Raw genomic sequence first — 25,035 nt, 5'->3', positions numbered from 1 at the left:
TTTTTTGTGTTGCACCACAAAGGTAACTTTGAGGAACAAATTTCCCTTTCTCTTTTTAAACGTTTAGGACGCTATTGTTATTAAGTATTCATTCTGCATTTCCTTTATTCTTATTCACGTAGAAAAATGCAGTAACTATAAATACTATCAACGACATGAATAAAATATAGTCCAATTGAAATTGATCAATAAATTTGAAAATTATGTTTATAGCTGCAATGCTAGAAATGATAACAATTATTTTATTTTCTAAAATCATATTTTTTAATTAAAATTCTTGATGTTGTGAAATTTAACAAAATAGGCTCATCACACCAGCCACAGTCGCTACAGCACCACCGACAAATGGACAAGGAGCACAACCGAAAAACCCTCCAAATGCAATAGCACCTCCTACTTTCATCACTTTATCTGCACCTTCATTACACTCTTCGGCACTTGCTTTTAATCTAAATCGTTTACTATAACTAAAATCATAAGACGTTTTTGAATCACTTATTTCAACGAGTAAAACGTTTGGATCATAAAACCCATTTTTTGAAATATATAAATGCGCTAGATGGGTCGCTTCAGTTAATGGTAAGATTTGAAAAGTATAACTTTCTCCTGTTATTAGTAAACTAACTTTTGATACAGCTTCTAAATCATAATTCTTTTATGTGAAATGATTGTGACAATACATTATAATCGCTCTGCCCTACAGTTTCAACTGCTAATAACTCTACACCATCATAACTATCAGGAATCATTGAATCAAAATACTCTATTGAACGAGATGGTTTAATAAAGTCATTTTTCTGTGAGATATTGCTATTTCCAACAGCAATATCTCCCTATGTGCTACAAGAGTTTAAAGAAGCACAAAGACCAAATAATAAAAGTGGTAAAAATTTAAAATTATTTTTCATTTTAAAAATATTAAAGTTAGTACCTACTCTTAACGCTTTTCGGCTTACCTCGTTTAAAGAGGTAAATTATTTGATCTTCAGATCATTACAAATAAAAAAATAAAGACTGGTAAAAAAATTATTAAGAATGCATTAAGAGGATTTTCATGAATTTTTAACTCCTTGTAAATGTTTTGTTTAAGAAATCCTTGAAGCTCTATGAAATCAAATTAAACAAGCTTCACAACTGAGGTTCTGATTTCCAATAAAAGGAGAGATCACATTTTCTTGAAATTTGACAACATAGAATATGCTTTCATTAAATAATGATAAAGGTTCCATGTGAAATTGTAAATAGTTAGTATAATGATTAAGATTTATTTGTGGTCTCGCTTTCGCGAAAGCGGAATCAAAAATCTTAAATTTGCAAAACCTTTAAAACATACAAGATGTCTAAACTTATCGCACCATCAGTACTTGCTGCAGATTTTGCTAATCTACAACGTGATGTAGAAATGATTAACCGCAGTGATGCCGACTGGTTTCACATAGATATTATGGATGGTGTTTTTGTTCCTAACATCTCCTTTGGTATGCCTGTATTGCGAGATATTGTAAAGCATGCGACTAAAACTATCGATTGTCATTTAATGATCATTGATCCAGATCGTTATGTGGAGACTTTTGCAAATTTAGGCTGCAACATTCTTACGGTACATTATGAAGCGTGCACGCATTTACATAGAACGCTGCAATTGATAAAATCTCATGGAATGCAAGCTGGTGTGGCATTAAACCCACACACTAGTGTTGATTTATTAAAAGATGTAATACAAGATCTGGACATGGTATGTATTATGAGTGTAAACCCTGGTTTTGGTGGGCAGGTTTTTATTGAGAATACGTATGAAAAAGTCAAAGCTCTTAAAAAGATGATCACTGAAAAAGGCGCTGATACTCTTATAGAAATAGATGGTGGCGTTACCGATAAAAATGCAAAACAACTGGTAGACGCAGGAGCAGACGTTCTGGTTGCTGGTAGTTATGTTTTTAAATCTAGCGATCAAGAAGCTACTGTTGCTGGTCTTAAAAAACTAGTTAACTAGAAAAAATAGATGTAATTATAGGTGACGCAGTCCTTTATAACAACTATAATAAAGTGCACATGGCCTTACCATTACATCAGGTTAATCGATGTAATGGTAAGGCTATTGCATTTCAACTATTACTTAAAGTTATTTATGCCTCTCATTATCCTTAATGTTTATTTAACCTATATTGTTAATCATTAAACAGTTAATTAGAATTACTTTTGCACGCTGAAAAACAGATGTTATGGAAAATAATACCTTCATAGAATTTTTTACTGCCTTTGATTTTAAGGAAACCTTTACGGCTGGAATGATACTTTTTGCGGTTATTGATATAATAGGTAGTATCCCTATCATTGTCGATTTAAGGCGTAAAGTGGGACATGTACAGAGTGAAAAGGCCTCTATAGTTGCTGGAGTACTTATGATTGCTTTCATGTTTGTAGGAGAGAGTATGTTAAGCCTAATAGGTATAGACGTGAACTCATTTGCAGTGGCTGGAGCTTTTATTATTTTCTTTATCGCACTAGAAATGATTTTAGGTATACAGCTTTATAAGGATGATGCCCCTGAGACTGCTGCTATTATCCCTATTGCTTTTCCGCTTATTGCTGGTGCAGGAACGTTAACATCTGTACTTTCTTTAAGGTCCGAATACTCTGCTATTAATATTATCTTAGCCATTATATTCAACATTGTTTTTGTGTACATAGTTCTAAAAAATTCTGGTCGCATAGAAAAACTAATAGGTAAACAAGGAATTAATGTGGTTAGAAAAATCTTTGGTGTTATCTTGCTAGCCATAGCTGTGAAATTATTTACAGCAAATATTAAAGAGCTATTCTAGTTATGAAATATGTATTTTATTTTATTTTGATTCTTGCGATTGCTAGTATCATTTTTAACGCAACAAAATTAGATATGAACCACTTACTTCAAGGACAAAGCCAGATAGGCGCCATAAGTATAGTGGCTGCATTATGTGTAGGTATACTTATGTGTATTATGCTAGTTTCTCATAAAATTAAAGATAAATACGAAGAGAATAATTAATTTTTAATTACTTAATTCTAGTAATTTTTCAATCATTATATCATCTTGATTTAGTAATTTTATTTTAAGCTGTGTTGTAAAAAGCTGCTCTGCCATGGAAGATTTAATAATTAAACTTATCTCATCTCTATAACCTGGCAGCTTCATACTAGTATTGTATAATTGGGCATAGAGTATAAACTCTTCCATTAAGTTTTCTGAAACCTGGTAGCTATTTATAAATTGTTCTTGAGATAATGCTCTCAAGGAATGTCCTTCTTCTTGTAGATATTTATTTACAAATTGGTCTGCAAAACCTGTTCTACCAAAGTAATCTAGAGTCTGTAGGATGTAATCATCTGGGCTAGGTACAAAAACGTCTGGTATAATACCACCGCCACCATAAACCACCTTACCGCCTGGTGTAACCTGGCGCAAGGAGTCATTTACTATTATATTAGACTCATCTAATAATTCTCCATTATTATATCTATCAATGTACTCTTTAAAGTAGTCTTCGTTCCCGTTATCATAAGGTCTTTGTATACTTCTACCAGTAGGAGTAAAATATCTAGCTATCGTTAACCTTACAGAACTACCGTCACCCAATTTAATCTCTTGCTGCACCAGCCCTTTTCCAAAACTCCTACGACCTATAATAGTACCGGTATCGTTATCTTGTAGAGCGCCTGCTACCACCTCACTTGCACTTGCACTATTTTCATTTATTAATATAAACACGTCGCTATTCTCATAAGAACCGTAATCTGTTGCATAACTATCCTTGCGTATTTGATTGCGATCTTTTTGGAAAAGAATCAACTTATCCTCTTCCAGAAACTCATCAGCTATATGAATCGCGGCGCTCAAAACGCCTCCTGGATTATCTCTTAGATCCAAAGCTATTTGAGTTGCACCAGATTTTTTTAAATCTTTAATAACCTGCTCAAACTCCACGTCGGTAGTTTCTGCAAATCGGTTGATTTTTATATAACCTAGACTGCCAGTAAGCATATAAGCTGCGTCTATACTCTTAATGGCGACATTACCTCTAGTAACTGGTATGTTAATTATGGTGTCATCTCCAGGTCTTAATATACCTAAAACCACACGAGAACCTTTTTCTCCCTTTAAAACAGTAGTAGAAACAGCGTTCTCACCGAATAGTGGTTTACCGTCTGCATATAAAATCTTATCACCTCCTTTTATTCCCGCCTTATCACTGGGTCCGTCTTCAATAGATCTCAAAACAGATATCGAGTCCTGATTCACAAAAAAGCGTATTCCTATACCTACAAAATCCCCTCTCATGCTATTCTCTATATCTTCTGTCTGGTCGCTAGGTATATAAACAGAATGCGGATCGAGATTTTGCATAATCTCATTTACCGTCACATCAACTATACTGTCCGTATCTATCTTATCTACATACCGCTGGTCTATAAGATCGATCAATCTATTAAGCTTGCGCTTTTTTGCAGTACTAGAAGATGCAATATAATTATCACCTATATTATTACTGTTAAGAGCATTCCCTAACCATATACCTACGGCAAAGAATATTCCCAAGAATAATGGATAAAACAGGAGATTTTTTTTCATTAATCGATTTCTTCTATTTGTTCTATAATAACCCCAGCTTTTTCTAAAAATTGTAAACCACTATCATCTTTATAGCCTTCCATATAAACTACACGTTTTATACCGCTTTGATGTATTAACTTACTACAGTCTTTGCACGGTGACATAGTTATATAAAGTGTTGCGTCGCGACAGCTTTGAGTTGAGCCAGCGACTTTTAAAATTGCATTAGCCTCAGCATGTAGTACATACCATTTTGTGTACCCCTCATCATCTTCACAAAAATTTTCAAAACCGCTAGGTGTACCGTTATAACCATCGCTTATTATCATGCGATCGCGTACGATAAGCGCACCTACCTGACGGCGCTGGCAGTGAGATAATTTACCCCATTCTGTCGCCATTCTTAAATAAGCAACGTCGTATCTATGTTGTTTTTCTTTTTTCACTTTCTTAGTATAAGGATAAGAGTACTTCTATTTTAAGCGCTGCTTAGAAGTGATTACTTAGTAAATAATCTGTCATAATAGTTGTGTCTGTTTCGCTTTCGCGAAAGCGAGATAAAACAATTTCTAAAAAATCCATCTAACTATTAATAGCGGTAGGATCATTCCTAAAATGATAGAAGAAATAATTTGAACCCATTCTTTTTTATTAAAACGGAATATCCCTGTAAATATAAAGTTTAAGACAAGAATGACAAATATGATAAGTAGTTGCCCTAACTCTAGTCCTAGTGCAAATTCTAATAACATTAATAAATCACTCTCTGCTCCTGCTGCTAACATTTTAAAACCACTAGAGAAACCAAATCCATGGATAAGTCCAAAGAATAATGCAAATATCATGGTGATCCAGTTGTGGTTATCCCGATGTCTTTTTCCTGCTGTAAAAATGTTATATAACGCTGTAATTGCGATAGTGACTACAATGAGAAACTCTATGTAAGAACTATTAAAAGAAACCTTACCATAAATCACTAATAATAACGATAGTATATGACCTACTGTAAATGCTAGACTCAGTCCTAAAAGCTTTTTCCAGCTATTAAATAAGAATGGCACCGCCATAAGAATAAAGAAAAGTACATGGTCATATGCACCGACGTTAAAATTCATAACGTGGTAGAAACCTTCTTTAACATATAAAATAAAATCGTCCATTAGAAATAGCTTTTTAGGGTATGACCAAAAATAAGGATTAGATAGAGAGAATGAAAGTGCTTTGCTCTAAGATATGTACAAGAATCTATAAATAAGCACTTATAATGTTAATGGCACCTGTGGTATAATCGGCAAACCGCTTTTTTCTAAGCACATTCTATGATTTAACTTCTTAAAGAGCTATTTAAAGGTAAAAAGATAATATTTTTGCAGAATATCTTATAATCAAACACTTGACCCTTAAAAAACCCCTATACATACTAGTCGTTATACTACTTACTTTTTGTACTGGTATAATTAATGCCCAGAAAAACTCTCTTGTCATAGATGAGAAGTCGATGGATTCTTTATTTGATAAATCTTACAATTTATTTTCTGAAGGGAATTATATAAAGTCTTTTGAAACTAATTTAAAAACATTAAAACTAGCTCTATTACTTAAAAATGATGTTTATACCAGTAGAGCATATGGTTATTTAGGATACGATTACCTCAACCAAGGTGACACCATAGAAGCCCTTAAAAATTTTAATCTTGCACATGATATAGCAAAAAAACTCAAGGATCCTGTCGTCCTGGCAAATACATATGGAGACCTTTCTAGCATCTATTTATTAAAGCCAAAAACAAATAATATTGCAAAAAAGTATAACGCAAAAGCTATAAAGATTTATAAGACTAATAATGACACGCTGGGACTCTTGTACATATACCATAACTATGCAGACGCATTAAATGATTGCGGCAGGTTTACAGAGATGAAACTAGTTATCGATAAACTCAATGGAGCGATGTTTGAGAAGTATGATAAAACACTTTACCGTTCTTCTATACATAACATGAGTGCAAATTATTATTTTCATTCTGGTGATTATGCAAAGACAGATTCCTTATTAAAAGCAGCAATTGATTTAAGCACAAATCTAGGTTTCCAAGATGAATTACAGCGATCATACGATTTATATTCACAAAGTCTATCAGCACAAGACAGGTACGAAGAAGCCTATGAAACTAGACTCAAATATGAAAACTTATTTAAATTAAGAGCAAAGCAACGAGCAGTCATAGAAAACAATAAAATGGTAGCCCGTTTTAAGCACGATCAATTTAAAAGAGATTTAGAAAAGTCAGAAGCTGAAAGTGAGTTACAAGAAAAACAAATACGTACAAAAACAACCGTAAACTATGCTTTAATATGCATAACAGGAATTACATTTCTAAGCCTGTATTTCACTTTCAAGCTTTCTAAAAAAAGGAAACAATATAATAGAGCTTTAAAGGATAAGAACTTACAGTACCTCAATCAAAAAACTAAAGCAGAAAAACTAGCACTTGCAAAAAGTGACTTTTTCAGTACGGTGAGCCATGAATTACGTACACCTCTATATGGTGTAATAGGTTTAAGTACTATACTGTTAGAAAACAATAAAGGAAAAGATATTGAGGATGATTTAAAATCTTTAAAATTCTCTGCAGACTATTTACTAGCCTTAGTAAATGACGTGTTACAAATCAACAAAATAGATTCTAATAAAATCGACAATGAAGAGGTACAGTTTAATCCCTGTGGATTAATAGAAAAAATAGTCAGTACCTTTGAATACATACGCAGGCAAAATAAAAACGAGATCAACATCCATCTAGCTAGTGATTTACCTGCTGTAGTTAAAGGTAATGCCACTCGATTATCTCAAGTATTGATGAACCTTATAGGTAATGCGTGTAAATTTACTGAAAACGGACTCATTGATATTACTGTAACCTCAGAACTGCTGCCTGAGAATAAAATAAAGCTGGGGTTTTCCATCAAGGATAATGGTGAAGGAATCGCACAAGATAAGAAAGAATACATTTTTGAAGAATTTAAACAAGGAGACTCTCTTAGTTATAATTATCAAGGTACTGGATTAGGATTACCTATTGTAAAACGCATATTGAATTTATCAGGTTCTACTATAAATTTAGAAACTGAATTAGGAAAAGGGTCTACATTCAGCTTTGATCTCATCTATGAAGTAGTTACAGAAGAAAGTCATCCAGAATATTCATCTACAAAATCCTTCCTGATAGATACTCAAATCCTTAAAGGTAAACACATCCTCATTGCCGAGGATAACCGCATTAATCAAATGGTGACCAAAAAGATTTTAGCAAAAGACGGAGTTATTTGCACTATAGTAGAAAATGGAAAAGATGCAGTACATTCCACACAACACAATTCTTATGACCTGATATTAATGGATGTTAACATGCCCGTAATGGACGGGCTAGAAGCTACTAGAATAATTAAAAAAACTTACAACACCCCTATAATTGCATTAACCGCTGTAGAAATAGCCGAGATGCGACAGAGTATTCTAGATTCTGGTATGGATGATATTATTATAAAACCTTATGACATTAAGGCATTTAAGAGAGCAATCATTAACAACATAGTTGCTCCACAAAAAGAATCGTGATAAGAACACCTATCTCCACTCGTCACCTTTAAGTCGTGTAGTAGTAATATAACATCCATTCTCGATATTTAACCTATCCACTTACCTTTTTTAATAACAGGAAAACGTCTGTGACCGGTCTTTAAAAACTTAGATACTGCATTTAAAGATATCTAATTCTTAATCTATAGTTGCCTAATTGTGAATACATGAAATCGTCGATTAATATATGACCAACAAGCATATTGCGATACCCACTACCGCTAGTTAGATGCACGAGATCTGTATTACTTGTAATTCTTACCAGATCACCACTTACTCTACCATAAAATGACCTTTTACTCCATGTTTAAGGAACGTATCGATAAACTATTTCATCCCCTAACCTATAGAACAGTAATTAATTTACGTGTCATAACATCCTTTACTTGAAAATTTTGACATTTGATAAAATACAAATCTTTGCGTTTACTCAAAAAGTTAATACCTATAAACTGTTTAACTTAAAATACCTCTTAAGTTAAATAAGACTAATAAAATATCAAGCAAAAAGAACATTACTATTCCATAGCCCACCACTTAAGATCTAAAGAATAAACTTATTACAAGATAATTAACAATAAAAACAATAATTGATGAGTATCCTTATACCATAATATCTGAAAATGAAAAGAATTGCTATTATAGGTTGTGGTCCTAGAGGTTTACATAGCTTAGAGTGTTTAATAAATTCGCTTTCGCGAAAGCGAGACAACAACATACACATCACCATTTACGATGACCAACCAGAATTAGGATCTGGTCAAGTATGGAAAACAGATCAGGCTAAATCTAACTGGCTAAATATATCAGACCGCGCCCTCATAAACTTAAAAGGCCGTTCTGAAACGTATTATAAATCTTGTAAAATTCCCAGATTCCCTTCTTTTATAGACTGGATAGAGAAATATCATAACCATGCGTTATCTGATCAGATAGATCAATTCCCGCCTAGAAAAATTATGGGATCATATCTTCATCAACGTTTTACTTCTATAGCCACTACACTTATCAACCACGAGATACTAGAGGTTAAGACAGAAAAGGTAAACGAACTGACGTATAAAAATCCATATTTTATTATGACAGATGCACATAACATCTCACACCAGTATGATGAATGCCTGCTCACCATAGGACACCAGCCCACAAAAGACGATGATCAAATTAAATCATGGAAAGAACAATGTAAAAAAGGAGCGGGAAAATTATTTGACAATCCTTATGAATATGAAAAAGAGGTTTTAGATAAAGTTACTGAAAATGATAAAGTCGCATTAAGAGGTTTTGGTCTTGCTATGATAGATCTGACTAGAATCCTGACCGTAGAAAAAGGTGCCGAATTTAAGAAAATCAAAGACAGTGACTTTTTAAAATACATCCCTAGCGATACATCGATCAAAAAAATAGTCCCTTTTTCACTTAATGGACTACCAGCCGTACCTAAACCTCTAGGAAAAGAGGTAGACCAACTCTTCACCCCTGACACTGCTCAAATCTGTAGTTTTAAATCAAAAATAGTTCACTCATTACAGAGTGTGGGTACTCTAAAAGATCTAAACTTTTTATATGACGCCTTTCTGGACGTGGCTATACCCTTGCATAACAAAAACGCCTCTGTAAATAACTCTGTGGAGGATAAAAGCGTATTTAGTATAGCAAAAAAATGGATGCGTGATATGAGTTATAAACACGAGCTTATCCTAGATACCAGCATAGGTTGTAAACAATATATGAAAGCCACAGCACAAATGGCCATGGGTAAAACTACAGTATCATTAGACTACACTCTAGGACAAGTATGGAGACATTTACAACCATCTATGTACGAGTTGTTCTCACATTGTGATCTTAACGATCTTATCATGGGAGATCTTATTAAACTAGACGAGAGCACAAAAAGATATTCTTATGGACCTCCAGTAGAGAGCATACTGCAACTAATTGCGCTAGAAGAAGCTGGCGTATTAGACCTTAACTATATAAAAAATCCAAGCATAAATAGTAATGTAAAAGGATGGAAATTAAATAACAACCAGCAAACACAACACATAAATGTAATGATAAATACGGTTTTAGACACACCTAGATTAGTAGATATAGAGAGTGGCCTCATAACGGACCTTATGAAAAACGATTTACTAAAACCAGTCACTAGCGATCTAGGAGTATTCACAAATAAAGACGGTACTGTACAGCTAGACACACAAGATAATAGGATTCACCTTACCATGTTAGGTCGCAATTGTAAAGGTAGTGTTATGGGAGTAGATGCTATCCTAGAGTGTTTTGGTAAAAGGATAGAAGACTGGGCAGACGCAATCGTTAACAGAATCGCTTAAATGATCGCATGTATTTCTTAAATAATTAATAATAAGAGAAAAAATCTCATTTTATTTAAGAATTTGTTATCAACAACCTGTTAAACAGTATTAAAATACCTTTCAAATTCTAGTAGTAAAACTATCTTTAAAATAAAAAATGAAAAAGTTCTTTAAAATATCAACGGTTGCTCAACTAGCATTTCAAGCCTATAATTTATATATGGAGCACCAGCGTAAAAAGCAATTGCAGCAAATCGATCAAAAAATAGAAAGAACTATATAAAGACTAATTAATCTTAAAAAAATAAACTATGGAAACTACGAGAGAAGAAGCAAAACAAATGGCGCTAGACGAAACTGTAAATGCATTAAACCAACTATTAGAAAAAAATTACGATGCAGAGTCTGGCTATAAAAATGCGTTATTAGATGCTAAAAACCCATATTTAAAAACCTACTTCACAAAACAAGCAGCTAGTAGAAGTCAGAATGCAAATGAACTAGACAAGGCAATAAGAGACTTGAATGCCACACCTATTGAAAAAGGTAGCACCACAGCAGGCGTTCACAGAACATGGATGGATTTTAAAACGGTTTTTACAGGTAAAAACGATCAGGCTATTCTAGAAGAATGTATTAGAGGTGATAAAGCAGCTGTAGAAGAATATCAAACTGTTCTTGATAATCAAAATTACTTACACGAGTCAAAAAATATTGTTAGACAACAATTAAGCAATATTCAAAACACGTTACATACCATCAAAAAATTAGATGACATCATGTAGTAAGATTGTAAAAACGTAAGAGAAACTGATCTGGGTCAAGTCAATTTTTTGACAATGATTACCCCATTATTTTAATGTTAAAACAATTTTTATTTCCTGTTCTATGCCACTTTATCCATACATAAAACAGGATACTCTAAGTAGATAACTTAAAATTTGATAAACTAAAGGTAATAACACCCCTTGTTTAACTTAACAAGGGTTATTAATGTAAAAATATTTACACTTTATTATAAGCTTTTTTCTTACAAATATTTAAATTTGTCCTTTTAATTTTTAATTATGGACTCTACTTACACCATTTGTTACATAAGCAAAGCCGCTCAAGAACTTACAACACAAGATATTAAGGAGCTTTTTAAAAATACCTCTAGCGTTAATAACAGTAATAAAGTAAGCGGATTTCTCCTACATTCTATAAATAATTTTTTTCAGGTACTAGAAGGCGAAGAGCGTCATTTAAAAAATCTTTTTGAAAAAATACAAGAAGATACAAGGCACAGTGACATTTATGAGGTTTACAACAAACACACGACTCATCCCGTTTTTAAAGGTTATAAATCAGAATTTGATATTGTAAAATCTTCAGAAGATCTAGAGATTCTTGTTAGTTACCTGAGTCAGAACAACGCAAATTCTACTAACCTAAAACTAAAGAGATTACTAAAACCGTTTGCTATGTTGGGCGATTTTTAATTTCTAGAAATACTCAAAAACCAGTAGTATAAGTTCAGAAAACCTATTTTAATCTACTATTCTATTAAAATAATGTGTTGTAATTGCGCGTATTTAAGAATTGACCAAAGACAAAAAAAGCTTCATCAAGTCTTTTTAAATCTTTAATGTTAATGGATTTAATAAAAGGTAGGTATTCTTTAAAATAGAACAGTTCTTTTGCTTTGCCCATATTAATTCCCTGATTACGCCGCTTAAAAAAAATAAAAACTGCGTAATCAGATCACTACGAGGTTAAAAATAGAAAGGAAGGGATTAATAAATTGATCCCGAAAAGTTATCTTGAATAGGCATAAAAATCGCAATAGGAGTCTACAAGCACTGCTTGGACTCCTTTTGTGATTATTAGAATCTAAAACTGCAAAAATGCAGTTTTAGAGTTCCTTTTGTAGAGAGGAAGGGATTCGAACCCTCGAAACGTTGCCGTTTACACGCTTTCCAGGCGTGCGCCTTCGACCACTCGGCCACCTCTCTAAAAATTATTTAGTCTGCAATAATAAGGCAATATACCTTTTAAAGCCAATGTTTTTTTATTTTATATTCTATTCACTTATTTCGCCTCGTAAAGAAGTTTCAAAGTAGTGTCTAAAATCGTCCCTATTATCTGTGTGACGCAACAAGTACATCATTTTAGCTAGTGCTGCCTCTGTAGTTATATCTTTACCAGAGACTAGTCCTATCTTTTTGAGCTGTACACTAGTTTCATATTTACCCATTGACACCGCACCGCCCACGCATTGTGTAACATTTACTATTCTAATATTTTTTAATAAAGTTTCTTTAAGAATATCAACAAACCACTTTTGTGTAGGCGCGTTACCACTACCATAAGTTTCTAAAATAATACCTTTAAGTCCTGGAATACCGCAAATAGCTTGCACAACTTTTTTTGTGATTCCTGGAAATAACTTTAAAACTACCACATGGTCAACAAGATCTGGACGGTATCTCATGCGGTTAGAATTTATCAAAAAGGACTTTCTTGTATTCGCTTTCGCAAAAGCGGGATCATCCACCTGCCATTTCCATAACAAGCTCTGGTCTATATTTAAATGTACACCACTTATAGCCAGTGGCGGATAATTAGGCGAGCTGAAGGCTTCAAAATGCTCGGCATTCATCTTTGCAGTTCTATTTGCTCTATAAAGTTGGTATTCAAAATAAATACAAACTTCTTTAATGATAGGCTCGTTATTATACCGCTCTGTAGCTAGTTGAAGGCTGGTTATAAGATTTTCTTTTGCATCCGTACGCAAGTCTCCTATCGGTAGTTGAGAACCTGTAAGGATAATAGGCTTAGTTAAATTTTCAAACATAAAACTAAGTGTACTACCGGTATAAGACATGGTATCACTACCGTGTAAGACTACAAAACCATCATAATTATCATATCTCTCATGAATGACGTTTCCTAATTTGCGCCATTCCTCTATATTCATGTCAGATGAGTCTATAGGATGGTCAAAGGAATAGGTATCTATCTTACAGTCCAGTTGTTTAATTTCTGGAATGTGTACGATTAGTTTTGAGAAGTCAAAAGCTCTTAAAGCTTTAGTCTCAGGATCCTTCATCATACCGATGGTACCACCGGTATAAATTAATAATATATTAGGCTTCATTTGTAATGGCCAGTTTTTCTTTGTTAAATACTGGTCGAGCGTACATGTTAAGAAAACTCTCTACCGCTTTATGATCTTCTATATTTACCCTTAACCTCAATCTGCGTTCAAATTGCTGCATATCGTGATCAGAATAGTGTTCTTTGTATTTAGAACTAGAAGTTAATAAGTCATGCGCGACATAATTAGTAGGCCATAACATGTAATTATTCTGTATTTCTTTATCTAGATGTTGCACCACACGTTGTAATAACTGGTTTGTACTTTGATCTTCTAGTGCATGAATATGAACCGGCTCTCCTGCGTGAATGTGGATATGTTTTTTCTGACCTAATGCACCCTTAAGTATGCTATTAAAATCTTCATTTTCAGATTTTATGTACTCTTGATCAGCTTGTTTTGCGAGCAATTCTGGTACTTTTAAAATATCAGTAGGATCATATTCATAAGAGATGGAGACTGGTACAATACGCAAGCTATTTAAATAACCTTCTATACTATTTTTACCTGCAGCTAGACCTATCATTTTAAGAACACCTTGCTCAGTAACATCGTTACCGTCTTTGGTACGTCCCTGTCTTTGCGCTATCCATACACTTCTATTTTCTTTGTGCATCAAATAGTCTATATACCCACTTAACTTCTTACTACTTAATAAAATTTCTCTAGGACTAGCACCACGTCTCACGATAAAGTTGCGAGTTAGTTTACTCAATGCATTTACAAATGGTCTTTGCACTAGATTATCACCTATAGCACTAGCTGTCCTTATCAAGCCTTTTTTAAATAAGGTAAGGTTGATAAGAGATGTATCTAAGACGATATCCCTATGATTAGAAATGTATAAATAGGTAGTTTCAGGATCTAAATCGTCAAAACCAGACGTGGTTAAACCAGCACTGGAATCTTCTAGCACACGCTCTACTGTGTTGCATATCACATCTCGCTGAAATTCATTAATAGATCTACATGCCAGTACAATTTCACTCACCTCTTCATAGCTCTTCTTAGGAAAACTATACTGAAACAGCTCTTTTATCATAGGGTGACGCACGGCGCTTTTAAGAGCTATTTGCACTTCGGCGTCGTTAAAAAATCTTATGTCGTCGTATCTACTCAAAATGTGAAGCTATAGGGTACACAAATGTAATCAACTGAGGTCTATATACCGAAGACTTCACGCGAATTTAAGGTTGTGATTTCTGCTATTTCTGCGATGTCCTTGTCATAAATTGCAGCAAGTTTTGCTGCCACATTTACCAGATAAGAACTTTCATTACGTTTACCTCTATACGGCACTGGTGCCAGATATGGCGCATCTGTCTCTAGGACTATTTCAGAAAGCGGTATTTGATCTAGAAACTGATCTATTTTACCATTTTTAAAAGTCACAACACCACCTACACCTAACTTCATTTTAAGATCAACAGCTTTTCTTGCTTGTTCTACATTACCTGTAAAACAGTGAAAAACTCCATGTAAAGAAGTACTTTTATACTCTTCTAAAACCTCAAAAACTTCGTCAAATGCTTCACGACAGTGAATAGCGATAGGCAATTTGTTCTCTACCGACCATTTAATCTGGGTATGAAAAGCTTCTTGCTGCTCCCTTTTAAAAGTCTTATCCCAGTATAAATCCATACCTATCTCACCTACCGCCACATAAGTCTGTTTTTCTAACAACTCTTTTACATGCGCGAGCTCTTCGATATAATTCTCCTTAACATGCGTAGGATGCAGTCCTGTCATTAAGTGGACATTTTCAGGGTATCGCTTTTTTAAGTCTAGCATCGCCTCTGTGTATGTAGAATCTATAGCGGGAATAAAAAATCGCTCAACTCCAGCATCCATCGCTCGCTGTATCATTTGCTCTTGGTCTGCATCAAAAGCCTCACTATATAAATGTGTATGTGTATCTGTAAAAATCATAAAACAAAAATAGGAATAGTTAGTAGTCCGCTTTCGCGAAAGCGGAATTATATTTACCTCTTAAACATATTTCATGGCATCCATTAAAAAATTACTAATATCTCAAGGTTACACCAGCCATACTATTAGAATTGCCGCAAAAAGCGGACACATAGTTACCAAAGCATCCATAAACGGCTATTCTGGTAGGTTTATTATAGACACCGGCGCAAGTGCGACATGTGTCAACCAGGCCATGTATAAAGAATTTCAATTAGAAACAGAATTTATGGAAAGGCAAATAGGTACTGCCAGCGGTTCATTAAGGCCACGCATATCACATAACAACACTCTAGAACTAGGCGACTGGTCAGACCAAGACTGTACTTTATTAACCATGGACATGAGCTACATCAATAACGCGTTAAAGACTGAAGGAATGCGATCCATTCAAGGTCTATTGGGTGCCGATTTTTTAATAGCCGCCCAGGCTATTATCGATTATAAAGGAAAGAAGATCTTTTTAAAACTATAAAAAAGACCTGACTCTAATATGTAAAATCAGGGCTAACTCTACCTAAAATAATGGATTAGAAAATACTAGTAAGAAATATTAAAAGTACCATTTGTAATATCAAAATTATTAGGCGCTGCAGTCATGAAGTTAAAAGTCCCAGTAACAGTATTTGTACTAGCGTCTGCGGTAAGAACAACTAGAGATCCAGAAACTGAGCGATCTAGCGTACCTCCATTTACATAATTTGCAGAATAAGTTGCCCCATCAAAAGTATAAGTTCCAGGCACTATAGTATCAGGAAAACTTAAAACTATAGAACTAGGACCGTTAGAAGCATTTACAAGAACCGTCCCACCAGTTTCAACTACACTTACAGCTGTAGGATTAAGAGCAGTACCATCTACATTTGCAGCTACTGTTGACGTAATCGTATTATCAATACCTGAGACTGAGGCCGTGCCTAATGGTACTTGATATATAACTCCAGTTCTCATATAAAGTGTATCCACATTATTAGGAAGATAACTAACAAAGTTAAACACACCAGTCACACCAGTTTCTGCATTAATAGATGTGATGCGCACCTCGCCTAGTCCATTACCTAAGTTACTAGAAAATGGCTCTCCACCATTAATAGTGTACAATGCTTCACTTTGCGATCCTGCAGCTAGTCTGTAAACACCTACAGAATCGTCCTGAAGACGAAACTCTAAAGTTTCAAGAGTATTCTGTCCTACTAAGGTCATCGTACCGTCTTCATTAATAGCGGCACTCATGCGGTCTGCTTTAAAAAACTCACCATTACGCACGGCCTGCATGGCAGGTGAATTGCTCTCCTCTAGATTATCAGAACAAGAAGATAAAAAAATAGCTAGGCTTAGTAAAAAGAATTTATAAATCAGTTTCATTGAAGAGAATAAAAGAATTCAAGCAAATGTAAATAAAATAAAAACATATGATAGGAATAATTAAATAAATCATACTTTTGCAAACTCAAATTAATAATCAGGGTCGGGCACCCACAAACTTTAATAGTTATGCCAGTAAAAATTAGATTACAAAGACACGGTAAAAAAGGAAAACCATTTTATTGGATCGTAGCAGCAGATGCACGTGCAAAAAGAGATGGTAAATATCTTGAAAAATTAGGTACTTATAACCCTAACACTAACCCAGCAACAGTAAACCTAGATGTAGACGGTGCTATCACATGGTTAGAAAACGGTGCACAGCCTACTGATACTGCTCGTAACTTATTAAGTTACAAAGGTGTTATGATGAAAAAACACCTTAAAGTAGGTGTGAAGAAAGGTGCATTAACAGAAGAACAAGCAGATGAAAAGTTCAACTCTTGGTTAACTGAAAAAGAAGCTAAGATTGCTGGAAAGGCATCTGGACTTCAGGCAGATGCTGATGCAGTAGCTGCAAAAGCTCTTGAAGCAGAGAAGGCAGTGAACGAAGCTCGTATCGCAGCAAATGCTCCAGAAGTAGCTGAAGAACCAGCTGCTCAAGGTGATAACGCAACAGGAGAAGAAGAGTAAATCTATAGGTTATGCGTAAAGAAAAATGTTTTTACGTAGGTACCGTAGTAAATAAATTTAGCTTTAAAGGTGAGTTACTAGTAAAACTAGATACGGATGAACCTGAGCTTTTTACAGAAATGGAATCAGTTTTTATCGAAATCGGTAAAAACTTGGTTCCATTTTTTATTGAAAAAAGTCAACTGCACAAATCACTACTTCTTAGAATAAAAATAGAAGATATAGATGACGACGCAGGCGCTGACGCCTTAATGAAAAGAGATCTCTATCTACCTCTTAATTTTCTTCCTAAATTAGAAGGAAATAAGTTTTATTTTCATGAAGTGATCCATTTTAAAGTGATAGATACTGACCATGGAGACATAGGTACCATAACAGGTATAAATGACACTACTACTCAGGCACTGTTTGAAATAGATAATAACGGTAATGAAATTCTGATACCGCTTAATGATCATTTTATCAACAAAGTAGATCGTAAAAATAAAACCATTACCATCACCACTCCAGAAGGTTTAATAGACCTTTATCTTTCCTAAAACGTCTTAATTTTTATAAATGAGTCTATTTAAATTCAAAGAATTCACAATAGCTCAGGATAAATGTGCTCAAAAAATAGGAACCGACGGTGTCCTTCTAGGCGCATGGGCTACACCATATAAAGAACCACAGAGCATACTAGATATAGGTAGCGGCACGGGAGTTATATCTCTCATGCTAGCACAACGTTATCACCACGCAAATATAGAGGCGATAGAAATAGATCAAGACGCTTATGAACAAGCTGCTGAGAATTTTGAAGATAGCCCATGGGGTGATCGTCTTTTTTGTTTTCATGCAGAGTTTCAAGAATTCTATGAAGAAATAGAAGAGCGATATGACCTAATAATAAGCAACCCTCCATTTTACGATTCTAGCAGTATAAAAACAGATTCTCAAATTGAGAACCGACGCCAGCAAGCACGATTTGATGACGCTTTACCCTTTGAAGAATTAGTTTATGGCGTGTATCAATTACTGGATATAGATGGCACATTTGCCTGTATTATACCTAAAGATAGAGAGACCAGATTTCTAGAAATCACCTCTCATTTTCAACTAGAACCTGTGCGTACTACTTATATAAAAGGTAAGAAAAACAGTAAGATTAAAAGATGTTTGATGGAATTCCGCTTCCGCGAAAGCGTGAAAGAAAACAACACCAAAAACATAGTTAGTGAACTAGTAATAGAAAAAGAACGTCACGACTACACAGAAGATTACAAAAGCCTAACCAAAGACTTTTATCTGAAAATGTAATTAAGAATCATTAAAAATCTGACATTTTTTATCAAATAACCGTCTGTAGATCGCTATTTTTACGACCGACTCCATAAAAGCCGTGAAATTACTCTATCGATGTAGTTTCTAATTTAAAAGATATAGAATGAAACCAGACTTATTTGAAGCACCAGATTATTATAACCTGGACGACCTTTTAACAGAAGAACATAAGATAATACGCGATGCTGCCCGATCTTGGGTAAAACGAGATGTGTCTCCTATTATAGAAGAAGCTGCACAACAAGCAAAATTTCCTAAAAGCATAATACCTGGTCTAGCTTCTATAGGAGCATTCGGACCGTATATTCCTGAAGAATATGGTGGTGCTGGACTGGATCAAATTTCTTATGGCCTAATCATGCAAGAAATAGAGCGCGGTGACAGCGGTGTGCGATCTACAGCGTCTGTTCAGTCTTCTCTTGTTATGTATCCTATATGGAAATACGGTAGTGAAGAACATCGTAAAAAATTCTTGCCTAAACTAGCTAGTGGAGAGTTTATGGGATCCTTTGGCCTTACTGAACCTGATCACGGTTCTAATCCTAGCGGTATGATTACCAGTTTTAAAGACGCTGGAGATGGAGAACATATTATTCTCAATGGAGCAAAACTATGGATCTCTAACAGTCCCTTTTGTGACGTTGCTGTAGTCTGGGCAAAAAATGAAGAAGGACGTATTCATGGTGTGATCGTAGAGCGAGGCATGGAAGGTTTTACAACCCCAGAAACACATAACAAGTGGTCCCTAAGAGCTAGCGCGACAGGTGAATTAATTTTTCAAGACGTAAAGATCCCGAAAAGCAATATATTACCTGGTAAATCAGGATTAGGAGCACCACTTAGTTGTTTAGATTCTGCACGATTCGGTATAGCGTGGGGCGCCATAGGTGCCGCAATGGATTGTTACGATACTGCATTAAGATATGCTAAGGAACGTATACAATTCGGTAAACGGATTGCTGCCTTCCAACTACAACAAAAGAAACTGGCTGAGATGATTACCGAAATTACCAAAGCACAATTACTCGCGTGGAGGCTAGGCGTATTACGTGAAGAAGGAAAAGCAACAAGCGCGCAAATATCTATGGCAAAACGTAACAACGTAGACATGGCTATTAAAATAGCTCGTGAGGCTAGACAAATTCTAGGCGGTATGGGAATTACTGGAGAATACAGTATCATGCGCCATATGATGAATCTAGAAAGCGTAATTACTTATGAAGGTACTCATGATATACATTTGCTAATTACCGGTTTAGACATTACTGGAGAGAACGCATTTAAGTAAAATACCATTAAAATAGTACTAAGTTGAAACCCCTTCACTTGAATTCAAGGGGTTTTAATTATCTTTGATGGTCAATAAAACAAAAAAAATATAAAAAATTTTAAAATTTTAAGTCTCGCAATTTTATCTCTTTTTATTTTCTCCTGTGAATCTGATGATGATAATGGACCTGCATTAACTAGAGCTAGTCTAGCTGGTACTTATAATGTAACTGCTTTTTCTGGAAACGCTACAGAGTCTGACACATCTGGAAGCACACCTGATATTACCGAAGCAGATTTTACCGGTAGTAACTTTAACAATGCGACTATTACATTTACAGAATCTGGACTAGTCACCTCAACGGGAACTTATACTGGAACAATTACTTATACAGAAGATGGAATGACAGAAACAGAAACAGATGTAGAAGATCTAGACATAAATGGCGCTTTTACTATTTCTGGCAACTCTTTAATCCTTCCAAACATCGACGATTTAAGTGTGACTATTAGAAACTTTTCTAGCAACGGTCTAGAGCTACACCTAGAAGAAACTGAAATAGATACTGATTACAGCTATGAGGTAGAGGCTACTTATACTTTAGTAAGACAATAAACGATCTACAATCAAAAAAAATTCAAAGGCTTAAGAATTAAATTTCTTAAGCCTTTTTTTATTATCAATTCGATAGGGTACACAACACTAGTTAATCCTATAATAATTTCTTTTCTGAAGATGGTTAAGATCTCTGCAGCAACTATTTTTGCACTTGAAAACACAGCGATGGAAGCCAATTTAATCTTGAATAAAATAAGTACGGTGCGTGAACAGTTATTGAATCACCAGTTATACAACCATATAAAAAATGATGAAGATCTAAGGATCTTTATGTCTTCACACATTTATGCTGTCTGGGACTTTATGTCTCTTTTAAAAGCACTACAAAACTCACTGACTTGCACCTCTACTCCATGGACTCCAGTAGGTGATCCTGATCTAAGGTATTTAATCAATGAAATAGTTCTTGCCGAAGAAACAGACATAGACCATCTAGGTAACAGAAAAAGTCATTATGAAATGTACTTAAACGCGATGCAAGCAATAGGTATAGATGTAAATATTACAATAAAAGAAATAGAAGGACTATCGATATCTAGTCACATCCTTAACGCCATAAATAACTCGTCGTTACCGCAGCATGTAAAACAATTTCTGACTACCACATTTACCATTATCAACAGAGGTAAAGACCATGAAATAGCTGCGGCATTTACATATGGAAGAGAAGATTTAATCCCTGAGATGTTTACAGAAATACTAGAGGGCATCTCTAGCTCTTCTTTTGATATAGATCTAGAACCTATTAAATACTATTTTGACAGGCATATAGAGCTAGATGGAGATGAACACGGGCCTATGGCTCATAAAATGGTAGCTATGCTTTGCGACGATGATCAATTAAAATGGGAAGAAGCTATACAAGTTGCAAAAGAGGCTCTACAATCAAGAATAGAACTATTTGATGGCATTTTAGAAGAAATAAAAGAGTCTGAACCAGAGCTAGTTTAAACAACAAAGCCGATTCTCACGAATCGGCTTTGTTGTTTAAAAGAACTATAAATCAATACTATCTCGCTGTTCTTCATTTAATTCTTGACCTGAAATATCGGTAACGGTTTCTATCTGTGGAGCATGCTTTTTAACAGTGAGCTCAACTCCAGACTTAAGAGTCATTTGATTTACATGACACCCTACACAAGTCCCCAACAAACGTACTTTAACAAACTTATCATCTTCTATAGAGACTAATTCTATGTCACCGTTATCCCTTTGTAAAAAAGGTCTTATCTCTTCTAATCCTGCTTCGACCGCTGTTTTTAATTCTGATCCAGTCATAATATTACTTATTTACGGCGCTACACCCTGCCATGGTAGTAATTTCAATTGCCTTTGTAGGTGGTAAAGCATCATTTCTACGTACCGTTTCTGACACTACTTTTTTAGTAATCTCGATAAATGCATTTTCTATATCTGTACCATCTTGCATAGCTGCAGGACGGCCTACATCTCCTGCCTCTCTAATAGATTGTATTAATGGTAATTCTCCTAAAAACGGAATCTTTAAATCATCAGCTAGGTTTCTTGCACCATCTTTACCAAAAATATGGTATTTATTTCCTGGCATATCTGGTGGTGTGAAATAAGCCATGTTTTCTATTATACCTAAGACAGGCACGTTGATACTTTCTTGTTGAAACATTGCTACACCTTTACGAGCATCGGCCAGTGCGACAGTTTGAGGTGTAGAAACTACAACAGAACCTGTTAACGGTAATGATTGCATGATACTTAAATGTATATCTCCAGTACCAGGTGGTAGATCTACTACTAAGAAGTCTAAATCTCCCCATGCAGCATCAAAAATCATTTGATTCAAAGCTTTGGCAGCCATAGGTCCACGCCACACTACCGCCTGGTCTGGCTGTGTAAAAAAGCCTATAGAGAGAATTTTAACACCATAGCTCTCTACTGGTTTCATTTTTGATTTACCATCTACCGTCACCGATAGTGGCTTCTCATTAACGATATCGAACATTATAGTAGCACTAGGGCCATAAATGTCTGCATCTAGAAGACCTACTTTAAAACCCATTTTTGCAAGAGTCACAGCTAGATTTGCCGTTACAGTAGATTTACCTACTCCACCTTTTCCAGATGCTACAGCAATAATATTATCTATTCCAGGAATAGCCTTACCTTTAATTTCTGGTTTTTTATCTATCGTTTCTGGTGCTTCTACCTTTAGGTTTACTTTGATTTGTGCTTTTTCATAAACTTCTTTATGAATAGCCTGTAAGATAGAGACTTCTGTTTTTTTCTTAGCTTGTAAACTATGGTTATTAATAGTAACATCTACCACAACCTCGTCACCAAAAACAAGTACATTTTTAATTGCTCCACTTTCTACCATATTTTGTCCTTCTCCAGGAACCGATATGGTTTCTAGTGCTTTGAGAACATCTTTCTTTTCTATTTTCATTTTGCCATTTAGAGTATTACAAAGATAACGATCAAAGACGTTAATTAAAAACCATTCTAAATAAAAGAGATAGATAAAAATATTCCGCTTTCGCGAAAGCGTATCACATATAAGAATACTCACATCTAATTATACAAAAGCGTTTAAAACAAACACTTAAAGCAACAGTTCTGTGTACACTATTCATAAATAGCAGTATTTAAAACGTATCAAATTACATATTTGCCCACGCAACATAAGTATGGCTGTAAAAACAAAATAAGAATGAAAGCTTTTAAAATCTAGAATTAATCCAACTAGAAATTAAATTTAATGTTCTTTGATCTATCGTCTCTTCTAACTGTCCGTACTCACCGGCACTACCTGTTTGCGCATTTTGAAAAAGATGGTTAAGTCCTTTTATTTTTTTAATAGTTACGTCTTTATTTTTAGAAAGTGCTGTTTCAAAACCTGGTAAATTGATTTCTGGGATTACTTGATAATCTAGAGATCCGTTAATAGCTAGAACTGGGCATTTTATTTTACTCAAATTAGGAGCTGGATCATAACTTAAAAAGAATCGCATCCACTTTTCAGAAAACTGTTTACTGAGAGCTGATATAACTTGATCAGTATATTTGGATTTTATTACATCTGGAGCGTTTGCAACCAGCTGCTTCATAAAGATAACAAGCTCATTTTCTAATAATGGAGAGGATAACTTTTTTGAATCTATTATTTTTAAAAACATAGCGTCCATAAGATTTTTTTCAAAATCCAACTGATGGCCCATCACACCTTGAAATCTGAGGCTTTTCTCTATTTGAGGTAGTAAAACATGATACCCATCAACGCCTGGTCCAGCTAGAGACACAAAAAATGCTACATCTCTTTTATTATCTGCTATAACCATAGGCGCGATTAAACCGCCTTCACTATGTCCTATAAGTCCGATTTTTTTTGCGTCTACATCTTTACGAGATTTAAGGTAAGTAATAGCTGCTTCTACATCTGTAGCAAAGTCTTTACTAGTTGCTCCTTTTTGAGCCCCTTGAGATTGTGCTACTCCACGGTCGTCGTACCTAAAAACAGCAATACCTTTTCTAGTCAAATGGTCTGCAAGAACTAAAAACGGTTTATGATCAAAAAGCTCTTCGTTACGATCTTGAGGTCCAGAGCCTGAAATAAGAATAGCAACTGCTGGATTGTTATTATTTTTAGGTAATGTTAATGTACCTGCTAGTTTAATATCATTTGCTTTGGGATTAGTAAACACCACGTCTTCTATATGGTAAGGAAAGGGTGCTTTAGGTTCTTGTGGCCTTTTAGGCTTTACTTCTACATATTCTTTTTTCTCTAAAATCATTTTTCCTGAGCCACTACCTTGAGTAAAGATCCCGATAAGTTTATCGTCCACTAATTCTCCTTGATATTTTATTTTATAGGCATCTAGCAGCATAGTAATTTGATTACCGTCTACCACAATACTATTCATAGGAAGGTAAGTTTTAGATTGGCTAGGGCTTTGCATCTTTGCTGAGTACTGACCATTAATATTTGAAATTTCAAAAACCAACGGCATTCCATAAATCCCTCCTGTCCAAGAACCGTTAAAATCTTGTGCATGGGTGATTGATGAGAATAATAGGCTTACTACCCATAAAACAAAATAGACAACAGTTTTCATAAATCTAAGATTTTTAATTTATATTGAAACTAGAGCATGAAGATAGTTATTTGTTACATAAAATTTAAGAAGATTA

26 protein-coding genes and 1 tRNA gene are annotated in these 25,035 nt (G+C 34.7%); 15 read left to right on the top strand and 12 right to left on the bottom strand.

Annotation, left to right across the window (positions count from 1 at the left end):
* The first annotated feature begins 1,336 nt into the window (after window positions 1–1,336).
* From rpe to Q0838_RS02705, 3 genes are all read left to right on the top strand, one after another.
* Entirely contained in the window at window positions 1,337–1,993 is a 657-nt protein-coding gene (rpe, locus tag Q0838_RS02715) for a ribulose-phosphate 3-epimerase (protein WP_298950927.1), read from the top strand.
* 229 nt (window positions 1,994–2,222) lie between these two features.
* Window positions 2,223–2,825, top strand: coding sequence for a MarC family protein (locus Q0838_RS02710; protein WP_298950925.1), 603 nt, complete (start codon window positions 2,223–2,225; stop codon window positions 2,823–2,825).
* Between the two features lie 2 nt (window positions 2,826–2,827).
* Window positions 2,828–3,031 carry a hypothetical protein gene (locus Q0838_RS02705; RefSeq protein ID WP_298950924.1) on the top strand — a complete coding sequence of 68 codons (204 nt, stop codon included), beginning with the start codon at window positions 2,828–2,830 and terminating at the stop codon, window positions 3,029–3,031.
* Between the two features lie 3 nt (window positions 3,032–3,034).
* On the opposite strand, the gene Q0838_RS02700 is transcribed toward Q0838_RS02705, so the two are convergent.
* From Q0838_RS02700 to Q0838_RS02690, 3 genes are all read right to left on the bottom strand, one after another.
* Complete coding sequence (locus tag Q0838_RS02700; RefSeq protein WP_298950922.1) at window positions 3,035–4,612, bottom strand: S41 family peptidase; 1,578 nt, start codon at window positions 4,610–4,612, stop codon at window positions 3,035–3,037.
* Complete coding sequence (locus tag Q0838_RS02695) at window positions 4,612–5,040, bottom strand: dCMP deaminase family protein (protein ID WP_298950920.1); 429 nt, start codon at window positions 5,038–5,040, stop codon at window positions 4,612–4,614. Before Q0838_RS02695 ends, Q0838_RS02700 begins: the two co-directional genes overlap by 1 nt.
* A 123-nt stretch (window positions 5,041–5,163) precedes the next feature.
* On the bottom strand, window positions 5,164–5,754 hold the full coding sequence (locus Q0838_RS02690; RefSeq protein ID WP_298950918.1) for a HupE/UreJ family protein: 591 nt from the start codon (window positions 5,752–5,754) through the stop codon (window positions 5,164–5,166).
* A gap of 233 nt (window positions 5,755–5,987) precedes the next feature.
* On the opposite strand from Q0838_RS02690, the gene Q0838_RS02685 reads away from it, so the two are divergent.
* The 5 genes from Q0838_RS02685 (at window position 5,988) to Q0838_RS02665 (ending at window position 12,036) form a co-directional block, all read left to right on the top strand.
* Window positions 5,988–8,213, top strand: coding sequence for a response regulator (locus tag Q0838_RS02685; protein ID WP_298950916.1), 2,226 nt, complete (start codon window positions 5,988–5,990; stop codon window positions 8,211–8,213).
* A gap of 644 nt (window positions 8,214–8,857) precedes the next feature.
* On the top strand, window positions 8,858–10,573 hold the full coding sequence (locus Q0838_RS02680) for an FAD/NAD(P)-binding protein (protein ID WP_298950911.1): 1,716 nt from the start codon (window positions 8,858–8,860) through the stop codon (window positions 10,571–10,573).
* 139 nt (window positions 10,574–10,712) lie between these two features.
* The gene (locus Q0838_RS02675; protein WP_298950909.1) at window positions 10,713–10,838 is read left to right on the top strand and encodes a hypothetical protein; all 126 of its coding nucleotides are present in this window, start codon (window positions 10,713–10,715) and stop codon (window positions 10,836–10,838) included.
* A gap of 28 nt (window positions 10,839–10,866) precedes the next feature.
* Window positions 10,867–11,340, top strand: a complete 474-nt coding sequence (locus Q0838_RS02670; RefSeq protein WP_298950907.1) for a PA2169 family four-helix-bundle protein — start codon at window positions 10,867–10,869, stop codon at window positions 11,338–11,340.
* A 282-nt stretch (window positions 11,341–11,622) separates the two neighbouring features.
* Window positions 11,623–12,036 carry a BLUF domain-containing protein gene (locus Q0838_RS02665; protein WP_298950906.1) on the top strand — a complete coding sequence of 138 codons (414 nt, stop codon included), beginning with the start codon at window positions 11,623–11,625 and terminating at the stop codon, window positions 12,034–12,036.
* Between the two features lie 428 nt (window positions 12,037–12,464).
* Here Q0838_RS02665 and Q0838_RS02660 read toward each other — a convergent pair.
* From Q0838_RS02660 to Q0838_RS02645, 4 genes are all read right to left on the bottom strand, one after another.
* A tRNA-Ser gene (locus Q0838_RS02660) sits at window positions 12,465–12,549 on the bottom strand.
* A 68-nt stretch (window positions 12,550–12,617) separates the two neighbouring features.
* Window positions 12,618–13,694 (bottom strand): asparaginase, encoded by a 1,077-nt coding sequence (locus tag Q0838_RS02655; protein WP_298950905.1) that lies wholly within the window; start codon window positions 13,692–13,694, stop codon window positions 12,618–12,620.
* Entirely contained in the window at window positions 13,684–14,814 is a 1,131-nt protein-coding gene (locus Q0838_RS02650) for a 1-acyl-sn-glycerol-3-phosphate acyltransferase (RefSeq protein WP_298950903.1), read from the bottom strand. Before Q0838_RS02650 ends, Q0838_RS02655 begins: the two co-directional genes overlap by 11 nt.
* 41 nt (window positions 14,815–14,855) lie before the next feature.
* Entirely contained in the window at window positions 14,856–15,623 is a 768-nt protein-coding gene (locus tag Q0838_RS02645; protein WP_298950901.1) for a TatD family hydrolase, read from the bottom strand.
* A gap of 73 nt (window positions 15,624–15,696) precedes the next feature.
* Between Q0838_RS02645 and Q0838_RS02640 the strand changes: the two genes are divergently transcribed.
* Window positions 15,697–16,137 (top strand): TIGR02281 family clan AA aspartic protease, encoded by a 441-nt coding sequence (locus Q0838_RS02640; RefSeq protein WP_298950899.1) that lies wholly within the window; start codon window positions 15,697–15,699, stop codon window positions 16,135–16,137.
* A gap of 65 nt (window positions 16,138–16,202) precedes the next feature.
* Here Q0838_RS02640 and Q0838_RS02635 read toward each other — a convergent pair whose 3' ends face one another.
* Window positions 16,203–17,027 (bottom strand): DUF6252 family protein, encoded by an 825-nt coding sequence (locus Q0838_RS02635; protein ID WP_298950897.1) that lies wholly within the window; start codon window positions 17,025–17,027, stop codon window positions 16,203–16,205.
* A gap of 129 nt (window positions 17,028–17,156) precedes the next feature.
* On the opposite strand from Q0838_RS02635, the gene Q0838_RS02630 reads away from it, so the two are divergent.
* From Q0838_RS02630 to Q0838_RS02615, 4 genes are all read left to right on the top strand, one after another.
* A complete protein-coding gene (locus tag Q0838_RS02630; protein ID WP_298950896.1) occupies window positions 17,157–17,660 on the top strand; it encodes a 30S ribosomal protein S16 in 504 nt (167 codons plus the stop codon).
* 11 nt (window positions 17,661–17,671) lie between these two features.
* The gene (gene rimM, locus Q0838_RS02625) at window positions 17,672–18,199 is read left to right on the top strand and encodes a ribosome maturation factor RimM (protein ID WP_298950894.1); all 528 of its coding nucleotides are present in this window, start codon (window positions 17,672–17,674) and stop codon (window positions 18,197–18,199) included.
* A gap of 19 nt (window positions 18,200–18,218) precedes the next feature.
* A complete protein-coding gene (locus tag Q0838_RS02620; protein WP_298950892.1) occupies window positions 18,219–18,959 on the top strand; it encodes a methyltransferase in 741 nt (246 codons plus the stop codon).
* 127 nt (window positions 18,960–19,086) lie between these two features.
* Window positions 19,087–20,271 carry an acyl-CoA dehydrogenase family protein gene (locus tag Q0838_RS02615; RefSeq protein WP_298950890.1) on the top strand — a complete coding sequence of 395 codons (1,185 nt, stop codon included), beginning with the start codon at window positions 19,087–19,089 and terminating at the stop codon, window positions 20,269–20,271.
* A gap of 200 nt (window positions 20,272–20,471) precedes the next feature.
* On the opposite strand, the gene Q0838_RS02610 is transcribed toward Q0838_RS02615, so the two are convergent.
* A complete protein-coding gene (locus Q0838_RS02610) occupies window positions 20,472–20,609 on the bottom strand; it encodes a hypothetical protein (protein WP_298950888.1) in 138 nt (45 codons plus the stop codon).
* A 46-nt stretch (window positions 20,610–20,655) separates the two neighbouring features.
* Between Q0838_RS02610 and Q0838_RS02605 the strand changes: the two genes are divergently transcribed.
* Together Q0838_RS02605 and Q0838_RS02600 are read left to right on the top strand one after the other, a co-directional pair.
* A complete protein-coding gene (locus Q0838_RS02605; RefSeq protein ID WP_298950887.1) occupies window positions 20,656–20,868 on the top strand; it encodes a hypothetical protein in 213 nt (70 codons plus the stop codon).
* Window positions 20,869–20,988: 120 nt separating this feature from the next.
* On the top strand, window positions 20,989–21,822 hold the full coding sequence (locus Q0838_RS02600) for a DUF3050 domain-containing protein (protein ID WP_366942002.1): 834 nt from the start codon (window positions 20,989–20,991) through the stop codon (window positions 21,820–21,822).
* A gap of 45 nt (window positions 21,823–21,867) precedes the next feature.
* On the opposite strand, the gene Q0838_RS02595 is transcribed toward Q0838_RS02600, so the two are convergent.
* The 3 genes from Q0838_RS02595 to Q0838_RS02585 all read right to left on the bottom strand — a co-directional run bounded on the left by Q0838_RS02595 (window position 21,868) and on the right by Q0838_RS02585 (window position 24,959).
* Window positions 21,868–22,149: a NifU family protein gene (locus Q0838_RS02595; RefSeq protein ID WP_298950885.1), complete on the bottom strand. Its 282-nt coding sequence runs from the start codon at window positions 22,147–22,149 to the stop codon at window positions 21,868–21,870.
* Window positions 22,150–22,153: 4 nt separating this feature from the next.
* Window positions 22,154–23,293: an Mrp/NBP35 family ATP-binding protein gene (locus Q0838_RS02590; RefSeq protein ID WP_298950883.1), complete on the bottom strand. Its 1,140-nt coding sequence runs from the start codon at window positions 23,291–23,293 to the stop codon at window positions 22,154–22,156.
* Window positions 23,294–23,567: 274 nt separating this feature from the next.
* Window positions 23,568–24,959, bottom strand: coding sequence for an alpha/beta fold hydrolase (locus Q0838_RS02585; protein ID WP_298950881.1), 1,392 nt, complete (start codon window positions 24,957–24,959; stop codon window positions 23,568–23,570).
* Between the last annotated feature and the right edge of the window lie 76 nt (window positions 24,960–25,035).

The sequence above is a fragment of the uncultured Nonlabens sp. genome, from assembly GCF_947495285.1.
In the GTDB taxonomy this organism is placed as follows: Bacteria; Bacteroidota; Bacteroidia; order Flavobacteriales; family Flavobacteriaceae; genus Nonlabens.
This window is presented reverse-complemented; position numbering and strand designations above follow the sequence as displayed.

Coding starts and splice junctions, on each gene's coding strand:
- rpe (WP_298950927.1), top strand. CDS start 1,337: ATGTCTAAACTTATCGCACCATCAGTACTTGCTGCAGATTTTGCTAAT.
- Q0838_RS02710 (WP_298950925.1), top strand. CDS start 2,223: ATGGAAAATAATACCTTCATAGAATTTTTTACTGCCTTTGATTTTAAG.
- Q0838_RS02705 (WP_298950924.1), top strand. CDS start 2,828: ATGAAATATGTATTTTATTTTATTTTGATTCTTGCGATTGCTAGTATC.
- Q0838_RS02700 (WP_298950922.1), bottom strand. CDS start 4,612: ATGAAAAAAAATCTCCTGTTTTATCCATTATTCTTGGGAATATTCTTT.
- Q0838_RS02690 (WP_298950918.1), bottom strand. CDS start 5,754: ATGGACGATTTTATTTTATATGTTAAAGAAGGTTTCTACCACGTTATG.
- Q0838_RS02680 (WP_298950911.1), top strand. CDS start 8,858: ATGAAAAGAATTGCTATTATAGGTTGTGGTCCTAGAGGTTTACATAGC.
- Q0838_RS02675 (WP_298950909.1), top strand. CDS start 10,713: ATGAAAAAGTTCTTTAAAATATCAACGGTTGCTCAACTAGCATTTCAA.
- Q0838_RS02670 (WP_298950907.1), top strand. CDS start 10,867: ATGGAAACTACGAGAGAAGAAGCAAAACAAATGGCGCTAGACGAAACT.
- Q0838_RS02665 (WP_298950906.1), top strand. CDS start 11,623: ATGGACTCTACTTACACCATTTGTTACATAAGCAAAGCCGCTCAAGAA.
- Q0838_RS02655 (WP_298950905.1), bottom strand. CDS start 13,694: ATGAAGCCTAATATATTATTAATTTATACCGGTGGTACCATCGGTATG.
- Q0838_RS02645 (WP_298950901.1), bottom strand. CDS start 15,623: ATGATTTTTACAGATACACATACACATTTATATAGTGAGGCTTTTGAT.
- Q0838_RS02640 (WP_298950899.1), top strand. CDS start 15,697: ATGGCATCCATTAAAAAATTACTAATATCTCAAGGTTACACCAGCCAT.
- Q0838_RS02635 (WP_298950897.1), bottom strand. CDS start 17,027: ATGAAACTGATTTATAAATTCTTTTTACTAAGCCTAGCTATTTTTTTA.
- Q0838_RS02630 (WP_298950896.1), top strand. CDS start 17,157: ATGCCAGTAAAAATTAGATTACAAAGACACGGTAAAAAAGGAAAACCA.
- rimM (WP_298950894.1), top strand. CDS start 17,672: ATGCGTAAAGAAAAATGTTTTTACGTAGGTACCGTAGTAAATAAATTT.
- Q0838_RS02620 (WP_298950892.1), top strand. CDS start 18,219: ATGAGTCTATTTAAATTCAAAGAATTCACAATAGCTCAGGATAAATGT.
- Q0838_RS02615 (WP_298950890.1), top strand. CDS start 19,087: ATGAAACCAGACTTATTTGAAGCACCAGATTATTATAACCTGGACGAC.
- Q0838_RS02605 (WP_298950887.1), top strand. CDS start 20,656: ATGACAGAAACAGAAACAGATGTAGAAGATCTAGACATAAATGGCGCT.
- Q0838_RS02600 (WP_366942002.1), top strand. CDS start 20,989: ATGGTTAAGATCTCTGCAGCAACTATTTTTGCACTTGAAAACACAGCG.
- Q0838_RS02595 (WP_298950885.1), bottom strand. CDS start 22,149: ATGACTGGATCAGAATTAAAAACAGCGGTCGAAGCAGGATTAGAAGAG.
- Q0838_RS02590 (WP_298950883.1), bottom strand. CDS start 23,293: ATGAAAATAGAAAAGAAAGATGTTCTCAAAGCACTAGAAACCATATCG.
- Q0838_RS02585 (WP_298950881.1), bottom strand. CDS start 24,959: ATGAAAACTGTTGTCTATTTTGTTTTATGGGTAGTAAGCCTATTATTC.